The organism is Bacteroidales bacterium, from assembly GCA_029210725.1.
GTDB lineage: Bacteria > Bacteroidota > Bacteroidia > Bacteroidales.
This window is the reverse complement of sequence record JARGFM010000002.1, coordinates 214,960-226,430: the sequence shown is the minus strand read 5'-3', so window position 1 is coordinate 226,430 and position 11,471 is coordinate 214,960. Positions and strand designations below refer to the sequence as shown.

Here is an 11,471-nt window from a genome sequence, read left to right as displayed (position 1 = left end):
CAGGGTGGAAACTGCTTCCACGGGTCCGGAAGGACTTGAAAAAGCATTGGATTTGAACCTGGGTATCATCATCCTCGACCTCATGCTGCCGGAGCTCGATGGCCTGGAGATATGCAAGGAATTACGGCGGCGAAATATCGGAACTCCGATCATCATGTTGACGGCCAAGAGCCAGGAATTCGACAAGGTGCTGGGCCTTGAGCTCGGGGCAGACGATTATATAACTAAACCATTCAGTACCTTCGAGCTTCATGCCCGTGTAAAAGCCTTACTGCGCCGGTCGGAGATCAGGGATCAGCAGACCGCTGCTAAAACAATCCAGGTTGGTCCGTTTGAACTGGATCCTTCGAAATATGAATTCACAAAAAATGGCGTACCTGTTCAGCTCACTACTATCGAATTCGCCCTCTTGAAAATGCTGATGCAGCATGCGGGACATGTACTCAAACGCGATAATATTCTCAGCAGCATCTGGGGCGATGATATTTATGTTACATCCAGGACCGTGGATACACATATTGCCAATCTGCGCAGGAAGATAGAAGATGATCCGGATCAGTCGCACTGGATAACAGGCATTCGGGGGGTGGGATATAGATTCAATACCCATGGTTCTTCACCCGGTCTTAACCAAACTTAACGGCAGCTTCAGCGGCTTAACACTGACCCATGGTACTTTTGTACACAAAAGACTTAGAACCATGAAAACACGGATTTTATTGATGATCTTTTTAGGATTTCTGACCTGTTCCCTATCCGCACAGGAAAACAAGGCATCGGTAGCATTAACAGCAGCTATATATGAAGAAGAAGTAACGGGCGACCTTGAAAAAGCAGCTGAACTCTGCCTGGATATTCTTGAGAACTACCCGGATGACCGACCGGTGGCTGCAAAAGCACTTTACCATCTCGGATTGATCAATGAGAAAATGGGCAAACAAAAAGCCACTGAATATTTCACCCAGCTGGTTAACACTTATCCCGATCAGATCGAGATGGTTGGGCTCGAGGGTGGCAAACCAAGAGTGATTACTCAGATCGCTAAAGCCAATGAAATGTGGAGCTTGTCCTGGTCTCCCGACGGGAGGCACATTGCAGCCTTGGTTTCTCAAAAAAATGAGCCGGATCAGATCGTGCTGGTTTCCACTAAGAATGGATCAATCCGTATTCTCTCCGAGCTTAGACGACAGATATATCCTACAACTCTTCGCTTCTCATCAGACAGCCGCCATATCATCTACGACCGGCTTACCGATCATCTGAATCCTGAGCGAGACATCTTCGTGATGAACATTGAAACAGGCCAGGAAACATCGCTGATAAAACATCCCGCTGACGATTATCTTCTCGGCTGTTCCATGGATGGCCAATGGCTCATTTTTGCCAGTGACAGGACGGGTGATCTCAGCCTGTGGGTTGGTGAGCTCTCCGGCACAGAAATCCAGAATGAACCGACCCTCATCAAGCCTGGTATTGAACGCATTCAACCCGTAAGCTTAACACACGAAGGAGCTCTGTACTATGGCGTGGTCAGGGTAACGGAAGACGTCTTTGCTGTCGACCTCGATCCCACAACGTGCAATGTCACCAGCCCTCCCAGGAAGTTCGTAGAGTCCTATGAAGGAGGCAATTTTACCCCATCCTTCTCCCCCGATGGGAAATATCTGGCCTATGTATCCAGACGCGGCAACTCCCCATATCCTACCAACGTTGGCAATGCCCTGTGCATTCGATCACTCGATACAGGAAAGGAGCAGGTTTTCTACAGAGAGATCTGGCGGCTTGGGCTCAGATATATTGGTGGGCCTGACTGGTCCCCTGATGGCAGATTTATAACCTTCGGGGGTTCAACAGGTATTTCGGGTTTTAGTATATACCGTATCGAACTGAAAACAGGTGAGATCAACCGGGTTTATCTCTGCGGCCCGGATGAGCGTCTTACGGGAGGGGCATACGGCCCTGATGAGAAGTGTTTCTTTGCACGTGCTAAATTAGATGCCGGCATCTCCCAAATCGTCGTTCGTGACCTTCGGTCCGGTGAAGAGAAGGAACTGTTTCGTTATCCGCAGGTTGAAAGAGGAATCAGAATTGCGCTATCTCCGGATGCTCACTGGCTCTGCTTTTCAAATGCAGGCTGGGGTGGGATAAGGTCGCTGAATATCATGCCGGCCTCTGGTGGAGAAGTAAAGGAGATATGGAGTTTCGGAGAAATAAAATGGGGAACGCCCGGAATTCATCAAGCATGGTCACCGGATGGACGATATATCCTGTTTGCCGCACCTGATCTGAATGATATGAGGAACTTTGATCTGTGGCGGGTGCCTGTAGAGGGTGGCAAACCCGAGAAGACCGGACTGCAAAAAAGCTGGGGCATATATAACCTTACGATCAGTCCTGACGGGCGAAAACTCGCCTTCGCGGGCAGAGGAGGAGCCTCAACTGATTCCGAATTATGGGTGCTTGAGAATTTCCTGCCGGAAAAATAATAGAGAATCTACTACAGAATTTCCTCAGGGGTACGATGCCTGGTCGTTGTACTCCTTATTTTTCTTTTGAGATGAGACATAGCCAGAATTAGGAACTATTTTTATTGACTGATATTCCGGTATGCTGCATTCCCATTTTAGGTACAAATTGATGTTCGATCAAATGATGCCATGCTGATGAGTTGCAATACCTCACATATGGTAAGTTTTGCAAATCGAGCCTATTCTGTGTTATCGTTGAAACCATATAAGAAGCAATGGAAATCAAAATCTGCATATTCTCAAAAATGTGACAAGAATGAGATAACGGCAAAACTTATATTCCCTTGATATTCAGTGATTTTTTGAGGTCGGTAGCGGGATATTCATCGCACTGTGGATGCGACTCATGATCCAGGAGAGGGGGCCTTTCAAGCAATCCCCAATCGCTTCGCGAAAGGGGATTTCATTGAGGTCGGTAGCGTTTGGATTCAGTCAATTCTTATTACTCCCTTTTATCCTTAATCATATCTCCTGCAGAGAATTACAAACTTTTTCAACCCAGGTAGAAGTAAGTAAACCCAACCAAAAACAAATATTATACGCCAACTGTACGCCCAATTTACTTGTCAGTAAAAAAGACCTATTGAGCCATGATGCAACGAATAAACTAATTATTTGATGCAATATTTGCAACGGAAAATTTTGAGATGCAACGAATAAGGCGTATTTTCGTTGTATATTATGCGACGAATGAGCGTCTATATATATCAAAAAGATAACTGGCCACACTTTACCTGGAATACAGATCTAATTATCAGTCTGCTTAGTGAGGCAAGAAATCTTCAGGGTCGCCTGATAGGTAAAATGGAGTTATTGGGATTTGATCTGAGAAATGAGGCACTCCTGGATACCTTAACATTGGATGTTTTAAAATCGTCAGAAATCGAAGGAGAAATTCTAAATCCGGACCAGGTTCGCTCATCCATCGCCAGGAAATTAGGAATGGATATTGCAGGTTCAATCGAATCTGATAGAAATGTTGATGGAATAGTTGAAATGATGTTTGATGCCACACAAAACTGCTTCGAACCTCTATCAGCAGAAAGGTTTTTTGATTGGCATGCAGCATTATTTCCAACAGGCAGAAGTGGAATGTATAAGATTAGGGTTGCAGATTGGAGAAAGGATACAACAGGTCCCATGCAAGTGGTATCAGGAGCTATGGGAAAAGAAAAAGTGCATTTCCAGGCACCAGATTCTGGATTAGTAGATAATGAAATGCTTCGTTTCCTGAATTGGTTCAATAGTGACGATAAAACAGATCTGGTAATAAAAGCTGCGATTGCCCACCTTTGGTTTGTAACCATTCATCCTTTTGAAGATGGAAATGGAAGAATAACAAGGGCACTGTCGGATATGATTTTAGCAAGGGCAGACAAAAGTAATCAACGATTCTATAGTATGTCAGCCCAAATCCGAAAAGAACGGAGAGGATATTATGAGATACTCGAAAAAACACAAAAGGGTAATCTTGATATCACTGAATGGATAACATGGTTTTTGAACTGCCTGATAATTGCACTAAAATCCACTGATTCAATACTCAGGCAAGTATTGTTCAAAGCTGATTTTTGGAATAAACACTCGAAGACCATTATAAATGAAAGGCAGCGAAAGCAGATCAACAAACTATTAGATGGATTTGACGGGAAACTGACTTCATCTAAATGGGCGAAAATTGCCAAATGTTCAAAGGATACTGCGATCAGAGACATTAATGACTTGATCAATAAAAACATTTTACGAAAAGAAGCTGCAGGTGGGAGAAGTACGAATTATGAATTGGTGAAATGAGAATACGCCAACTGTACGCCAAAACAGGGCAAACAAAAAACCGAACCTCTTTATTATCAGAAAGTTCGGTTTTTATAGTGAGGTCGGTAGCGGATTCGAACCGCTGTAACTGGTTTTGCAGACCAGCGCCTAGCCACTCGGCAAACCGACCATAATTTAATTTCAATCTTGTCAAATCCGCTGCGGATTACCTCACTGCGTTCGGTGAGCTCGCCGCAGGTAGCGGCTCGGTTCGAACCGCTGTAACTGGTTTTGCAGACCAGCGCCTAGCCACTCGGCAAACCGACCATAATTTAATTTCAATCTTGTCAAATCCGCTGCGGATTTCACGGCAAAATTAGTAAAAATTCTCATTTTTGTTTCAGCAGCCAGGCAATACGGTCGAAGGAGATGAAATAGTGTATCGCTACAGCCAATCCAAAAACCAAAGCGATCAGGGAGTGATCCAGGTCCAGCATCATCCATATTGCTGCCCCGAATAATCCAAGCTCCAGCAAAAGCCTTACGATCCCCGGGGTTTGAACAACTGTTTTACCGGAACGGCTGGGGTCTCCCCTGACTGCAAAGACACCCCACAGAATGGCGAACAGCAGTGGGAGAAGGACCGCCAGAAAGATCCTCAGATTCGTATCTGATTGGTGATAGCCCCAAAAAGCAAAAGTTGCCAGGGCGACTGCTTCCGCCTGCAATCGGACCATGCTATTTATTGGGTGTTTAGACATTTGATTAAGTTCTGATGATATCCCTGTAACAATTCATATAGAACATAGGTTTTCTATCGCTCATTGTTTAACTTTATTGCTATGAAAAAAATTCTTTTTTGGACGATAGTGGGGACCGCGCTGGTGGCCGGTCCCGGCACAGGATGCAAACCGGAAATTGAGCTTCAGCTGACCGATGAAAAACTGCTTGATCTGGTACAACATCAGACCTTCAAATACTTTTACGATTTTGCTGATCCGGCTTCCGGGATGGCCAGGGAGCGAAACAGTTCTCTGGATACAGTGACTTCCGGAGGCACCGGATTCGGAATCATGGCCCTGGTTGTGGGAATGGAACGGGGATTTGTGACACGCCAGGAGGGGATCGCCCATCTGGAAAAAATTCTGGACTTCCTGGAAAGCTGCGACCGGTTCCACGGAGTATGGCCACACTGGCTCAGCGGATCCTCCGGAAAAGTGATCCCCTTCAGCGAAAAAGATAATGGGGCCGATCTGGTGGAAACCGCTTTTCTGGTGCAGGGCCTGCTCACCATGAGAGAGTATCTGTTTAAAACGGATGCCAGAGAGAAGGCGTTAAAAAACCGCATTGATACCCTCTGGCAGTCGGTGGAGTGGGACTGGTTTACCCGGGGAGGGGAGGAGGTGCTTTACTGGCACTGGTCGCCCGACTTTGGCTGGGAGATGAATCATGCCATCCGGGGACATAATGAAACCCTGATTACTTATGTGCTGGCGGCTTCCTCACCGACACATCCGATAGATTCCATGGCCTACCACAATGGATATGCCCGGGCCGGGGACATCGTGAATGGCTCCGAATATTATGGCATCAAACTTCCCCTGGGGGAAGAGCTGGGCGGCCCGCTTTTTTTCTCACACTATTCCTTCCTGGGGCTCGATCCAAGGAACCTGAAGGACCAGTATGCCAGTTACTGGCAGCAGAATATGAACCACACTTTGATCAACCGTCAGTATTGCATAGAGAATCCAAAGAATTACAAAGGGTACAGTGCCCAGTGCTGGGGGCTTACCGCGAGTGATAACCACCAGTTTTACAATGCACACTCGCCCACCAACGACCTGGGAGTCATCACTCCCACAGCTGCCATTTCATCCATCCCCTACACCCCTGAACACTCCCTCTCTGCCATCAGACACTTCTATTATGAGCTGGGCCATAAGCTGTGGGGTGTGTATGGGTTCCACGATGCCTTTAACCAGACCGAGAACTGGTGGGCCGATTCTTACCTGGCCATCGACCAGGGGCCCATTGTGGTTATGATCGAAAATTACCGGTCCGGATTGCTGTGGGAGCTCTTTATGTCTGCTCCTGAAATAGCTGCGGGCTTACAGAGGCTTGGTTTTTCATTTTAAAATTCAGCTCAGAATTTCTACCTTGTTTTCAACAATTACCCATTGAGCCTGTTAATGAAACATTTTTAACCCTAAATAATCAACTATGGAAAAATTCCAGGAAATTCTTGCGCAGATTTATGAATTGGCCGTCACCTACGGAATGAAATTTTTCATGGCCATTGTGGTCCTGATCGTAGGCCTTATTGTAATCAGGTGGATCACCAAGGCCCTGATCCGAGGCATGAGGAAGGGAAGGGTGAACGAATCATTGATCCCCTTCCTGAAAACATCCATCAATATCCTGCTGAAGGTGATGCTGGTAATCAGTGTCATGGGTATGGTGGGAATCCAGATGACCTCTTTTATTGCCGTACTGGGTGCGGCCGGTCTGGCAGTGGGTCTGGCTCTTCAGGGAACGCTTCAGAACTTTGCCGGTGGCGTAATGATCCTGCTTTTCAAACCCTACGAAGTGGGACATTTCATCGAAGCACAGGGATTTATGGGTACTGTTAAGGAGATACAGATCTTCACCACGGTATTAGCTACCCCCGATAACCGTAAGGTGATCATTCCCAATTCCCCCCTGGCCACTGGGTCCATTACCAACTTTTCAGCCATGCCCACCCGGCGCATCGACTTCTCGTTTGGAATTGGATACGGGGACGATATTGATAAGGCCAAGGATATTCTGTTGAAAATGGCACAAAAGGATGAACGCGTTCTGAAGGAGGAAAATCCACCTGAGGTCATGGTCGAAGCGCTTGCCGACAGCTCCGTAAACCTGAAGCTGAGGACCTGGGTAAAATCGGAGGATTACTGGAGTCTCTTCTTTGATATTACCGAAAACGTGAAAAAGCAGTTTGATGGTGCCAGTATCTCCATCCCCTTCCCGCAGCAGGATGTGCATCTCTACAATCACAAAGGTTAGCATAATGTGCTAAACCTTTGAATGGGATCACCTTAACAGGGTGGTCCCATTCTGTTTTCCGGAGCTTTCTTTTCTAGAAGGTAAATCCGATATTGGTATACCAGGCGGGATTCCAGAGATCGGTTCGCGACCCCAGGAAGACCGAAACGGGACCAATAGGAGTCTTATAGGTGAATCCTGCTCCAACACCCATATAACGTGCCTCGTTGTTCCAGGATATAATGTCATCCAGGAAGGTCGTATGGTCATTGGAGACAAAAACAAGGTTATATAGTGCGGATAAGAAAAGGTTTGGAATGGCCTCAACCTGGAGGGCGAATTTTTCTTTCACATAATTGCCCTGCAGTAATTCGTGACTTTGCAGACCCACGAAGGCCACCTGGCTGCTTCTCTGGTTATAGCGATAGCCCCCCACATAATAGTTATCGGGAAAGGGTTTATCATTGGCGGATAATCCAATGGCAAACTCCGAGTTGAACGACATTTTCTTTCCCAATGGAATAAAACTTTCCAAATCGACGGTCAGGTGCCAGTAAGGATCCCTGGAACTGGTGTTTCTGTTTTGAATATCCAGGCTGTCCGGAAAATCAAGTTTCGTGATAAATTGTGTGCTATATGCCTGTCTGTAAGTAATATACATCCTGCTGCCCCTGGTGGGATAGAGGTTGTTATCAAAGGTATTTAACTGGTAAAACAAGGCCAGTTCCGGGCCCCGGAAAATAAAATTATCCAGAAACTCCAGTTCTGGTTTAACCTCCTTAATGTTCCTGGAAAGTTTCAGGTTGGAATAACGATAATAAAAATCGGTACCAAGATGGCTGTTAATACCCAGGCTCTGCCTGAGACCAAGCCCTGCCCTGGTCAGGCCGTGATGATAGTTCCCGATATCCACATCATTGGAAAAAAAGGGAAGTACCTCTCTTTCCGAGGTGACAAAGAGAGAGGCTATGAAATTCCTCTTTTTGCCCAGGTGCAGATCATAATAAGCCTTCAGCTGCATATTCTCGCTGATATCCATACTAAGACCCAGCCTGGATCCCTCCACCAGCGAGTTGATCAGGGTATAATTCAGAATCAGGCCGGGGCCAAAGGTGTTGTCATAATGCAGGGCTGCCCCGATGGAAGAATGTGCTTTCTCTTTGATCCTGAAGACCAAACGGTATCCCTCTTGCATCTTTTCAAAATAATACTCGATTTTTTCGAAAAAGAGCGTGCCAAACAGTTTATCAATCCCTTTGTTTAAGAGATCCGGATGGATCCATTGGCCGGTCTCAATCCCCGAACGGGATACAACAAAGCTTTCAAGAGCCGGACTCACTGATAATACCTTTATGTCTCCTATAAAAACAGAATCATTGGCCGGAAGTTGTCTCCTTTTGGGTGGAACCCCCAGGTTGTTAACCGAATCGGCCAGTGCCTTCAGGAGACCGATCCGGGCCCTGGCAGCCTCCTCCCCCCTGTTCATGATCTCCACCCCGCTGCCAAAGCTGGCGGGGGAGTATCCCTCCAGGTCGGGCACGATCATGTAATCCACCAGAGGAACCTGCGATGCCACATCCTGGGCCCCGGATAACAAGGAGGTGCGTGTGATCACGCTGGTTAAGGAGCGAAGTTGTCTGGCTTCCATCTGACTGTCAAAGCCCACATAAACACCGATGATAATATCGGCTCCCATGTCGATGGCCTCCTGGACCGGGAAATTGCGCATCACCCCTCCATCCACCAGGATGTGCACGGAATCCCTTACTACAGCGGTAAATACACTGGGAATGGCCATGCTGGCACGCATGGCGGATGACAGGTCCCCGCTTCTCATCAGCACCTTCTCCCCCCTGAGAATATCAGTGCCAATGCCGGTAAAGGGATAGGGAAAGTCATGAAAATCATTCACACCGGCCACTCTCCAGGAGAGTTCGGAAAAAAGCTCAGAAAGCTTTTGCCCCTCGATCAGTCCGGCTGGAAGTTCGGGTTTTCCATCATAAATGGGTATTTCCAGTATATAGCGGCCATACTCATGTTTTCTGCGCATGATTACCTCGCTGGACGGGATCTCGTTGGTCAGCACAGTGCTCCAGTCAATGGTCTCAATGATATGCGCAATCTCATCGGCTGAATAACCGATGGCATAGAGCCCCCCCATGATGCTTCCCATGCTGGTGCCGGTAATATAATCGGGCTCCAGCCCAAGCTCTTCAAGTACTTTCAGCACTCCCACATGGGCCATCCCCTTGGCACCCCCGCCACTAAGCACATACCCGATTTTGGGCCGGACCGGCGATTCCGTTTGTGCCAGTAGCAAGTGCGGAATGAAACAAAGAAAAAGAAGGATATAAGGGAGCCTTTTACGGTACATTGATCCTATCTGTGTTATAGCTGGAATGCTTTTCAGGTTTTCTTTGTCCAGTTGTCCCGCAGGGTGACCGTACGATTAAACACCAGCCTGTCCGGAGTCGTATCGGGATCCACATTGAAATAACCCAGCCTCTGGAACTGAAATTGATCCAGGGGCCCGGCCTCTTTCAGGGAGGGCTCCACGTAGCCGGTGATCACCTTCAGCGAATCGGGGTTCAGGAAATCGACCGGGTTCTTGTCTTTGTGTCCGGCCGGATCGGGATCGCTGAAGAGGCGGTCGTAAAGCCTCACCTCGGCTTCCACTGCGTGCCGGGCCGATACCCAGTGCAGAGTTCCCTTTACCTTCCGGTCAGCCTCGGGACCTCCGCTTCGGGTCGCTTCATCGTAGCTGCAGTAAACCTCTGAAATCTCCCCGTTTTCATCTTTTTTAAACCCTTCGCATTTAATGATGTAGGCCGATTTCAATCTGACTTCCCGCCCGGGACCCAGGCGGAAAAACTTGCCGGGGGGGTCTTCCAAAAAATCCTCCCGCTCAATGTATATTTCCCTGGAAAAAGGAATGGTACGGCTGCCCCTGGATTCATCTTCCGGGTTATTGATCGTCTCCATTTCCTCGGTCTTCTCTTCGGGGTAATTGCTAATGATCAGCTTCAGGGGATTCAGGACGGCCATGACCCTGGGAGCCCTCTTATTCAGGTCCTCCCTGACTGCAAACTCCAGCAGTCCCACATCGTTCTGGGCCATTACCTTGGTGTAGCCGATGCTGTCGTTGAAGTTCCGGATCGATTCCGGGGTATATCCCCGCCGGCGCAATCCGGTAAGTGTTGGCATCCGCGGATCGTCCCAGCCCTTCACATGCCCTTCCCTGACCAGATTCAGCAGAACTCGCTTGCTCAACACGGTATAACTCAGGTTCAGCCGGTTGAATTCCGTTTGACGGGGCCTGTAATCGCCCGTTTTCAGATGCTCCACGAGCCAGTCATAAAGCGGCCGGTGGACTTCAAACTCGAGGGTGCATAAGGAATGGGTTACACCCTCAAAGTAGTCGGATTGCCCATGGGCAAAATCATACATGGGGTATACCTTCCAGGCCTCGCCGGTACGATGATGGGGATGAAAGAGGATCCGGTAGATCACCGGGTCGCGCATATGCATATTGGGAGAGGCCATATCAATTTTTGCCCGCAGCACCCGGGAACCTTCGGGAAACTCCCCGGTATTCATCCGCATGAACAGGTCCAGGTTCTCCTCCAAGGATCGATCCCGAAAAGGACTGTTTGTTCCCGGTTCGCTGGGTGTGCCTTTCTGGCCCGCGATCTCCACGGACGACTGGTCGTCCACATAAGCCAGCCCCTTTTTAATCAGTTCAATGGCAAAATCGTAGAGCTTCCCAAAGTAATCAGAGGCAAAATACTCCCGGTCCTCCCAGTCAAATCCAAGCCAGTGAATGTCCTCCTTGATGGAGTCCACATATTCCACATCCTCCTTGGTGGGATTGGTATCATCGAAGCGGAGGTTGCATTTCCCGCCGTATTTTTCAGCGATCCCGAAATCGAGACAAATGGCCTTGGCGTGACCGATATGGAGGTAACCGTTGGGTTCCGGCGGAAAACGCGTATGCACCCTGCCATTATCCCTTCCGCTGCGGATATCCGCCTCCACCATAGCCTCGATAAAGTTCAGGCTCTTCTTTTCTCCGGTATCTTCTTTATGCTCTGTCATTTTTCTTCCTCTTAAAGTTCACAAAATTAGTAATTCTGACGAACTAAAAGGAATCCGGCAGGGCTGCGG

The 11,471-nt window shown here is 48.0% G+C and carries 8 protein-coding genes and 1 tRNA gene; 5 read left to right on the top strand and 4 right to left on the bottom strand.

The features are described from left to right. The 3 genes from P1P86_02195 to P1P86_02185 all read left to right on the top strand — a co-directional run. Positions 1-640: response regulator transcription factor (locus tag P1P86_02195; protein ID MDF1573990.1), on the top strand; the 640-nt coding region annotated here is incomplete at its 5' end. A 61-nt stretch (positions 641-701) separates the two neighbouring features. Continuing rightward, on the top strand, positions 702-2,486 hold the full coding sequence (locus tag P1P86_02190; protein MDF1573989.1) for a tetratricopeptide repeat protein: 1,785 nt from the start codon (positions 702-704) through the stop codon (positions 2,484-2,486). Between the two features lie 732 nt (positions 2,487-3,218). Next, the gene (locus tag P1P86_02185) at positions 3,219-4,322 is read left to right on the top strand and encodes a Fic family protein (GenBank protein MDF1573988.1); all 1,104 of its coding nucleotides are present in this window, start codon (positions 3,219-3,221) and stop codon (positions 4,320-4,322) included. Between the two features lie 80 nt (positions 4,323-4,402). Here the strand turns inward: P1P86_02185 and P1P86_02180 are convergent. Both P1P86_02180 and P1P86_02175 read right to left on the bottom strand, forming a co-directional pair. Further along, positions 4,403-4,473: transfer RNA gene (locus P1P86_02180), tRNA-Cys, on the bottom strand. A 199-nt stretch (positions 4,474-4,672) separates the two neighbouring features. Next, complete coding sequence (locus P1P86_02175; protein ID MDF1573987.1) at positions 4,673-5,020, bottom strand: DUF2568 domain-containing protein; 348 nt, start codon at positions 5,018-5,020, stop codon at positions 4,673-4,675. A 105-nt stretch (positions 5,021-5,125) separates the two neighbouring features. Between P1P86_02175 and P1P86_02170 the strand changes: the two genes are divergently transcribed. Both P1P86_02170 and P1P86_02165 read left to right on the top strand, forming a co-directional pair. Continuing rightward, positions 5,126-6,418: a glucoamylase family protein gene (locus P1P86_02170; GenBank protein ID MDF1573986.1), complete on the top strand. Its 1,293-nt coding sequence runs from the start codon at positions 5,126-5,128 to the stop codon at positions 6,416-6,418. 85 nt (positions 6,419-6,503) lie between these two features. Further along, complete coding sequence (locus tag P1P86_02165) at positions 6,504-7,328, top strand: mechanosensitive ion channel (protein MDF1573985.1); 825 nt, start codon at positions 6,504-6,506, stop codon at positions 7,326-7,328. 73 nt (positions 7,329-7,401) lie between these two features. On the opposite strand, the gene P1P86_02160 is transcribed toward P1P86_02165, so the two are convergent. Both P1P86_02160 and P1P86_02155 read right to left on the bottom strand, forming a co-directional pair. Continuing rightward, positions 7,402-9,681, bottom strand: a complete 2,280-nt coding sequence (locus P1P86_02160) for a patatin-like phospholipase family protein (GenBank protein ID MDF1573984.1) — start codon at positions 9,679-9,681, stop codon at positions 7,402-7,404. A 32-nt stretch (positions 9,682-9,713) separates the two neighbouring features. After that, complete coding sequence (locus P1P86_02155) at positions 9,714-11,402, bottom strand: glutamine--tRNA ligase/YqeY domain fusion protein (protein ID MDF1573983.1); 1,689 nt, start codon at positions 11,400-11,402, stop codon at positions 9,714-9,716. Positions 11,403-11,471: the final 69 nt, after the last annotated feature.

Bases quoted from the DNA above. Each gene is read 5' to 3' on its own strand.
- P1P86_02190 (MDF1573989.1), top strand. From the start codon at position 702: ATGAAAACACGGATTTTATTGATGATCTTTTTAGGATTTCTGACCTGT.
- P1P86_02185 (MDF1573988.1), top strand. From the start codon at position 3,219: ATGAGCGTCTATATATATCAAAAAGATAACTGGCCACACTTTACCTGG.
- P1P86_02175 (MDF1573987.1), bottom strand. From the start codon at position 5,020: ATGGTCCGATTGCAGGCGGAAGCAGTCGCCCTGGCAACTTTTGCTTTT.
- P1P86_02170 (MDF1573986.1), top strand. From the start codon at position 5,126: ATGAAAAAAATTCTTTTTTGGACGATAGTGGGGACCGCGCTGGTGGCC.
- P1P86_02165 (MDF1573985.1), top strand. From the start codon at position 6,504: ATGGAAAAATTCCAGGAAATTCTTGCGCAGATTTATGAATTGGCCGTC.
- P1P86_02160 (MDF1573984.1), bottom strand. From the start codon at position 9,681: ATGTACCGTAAAAGGCTCCCTTATATCCTTCTTTTTCTTTGTTTCATT.
- P1P86_02155 (MDF1573983.1), bottom strand. From the start codon at position 11,402: ATGACAGAGCATAAAGAAGATACCGGAGAAAAGAAGAGCCTGAACTTT.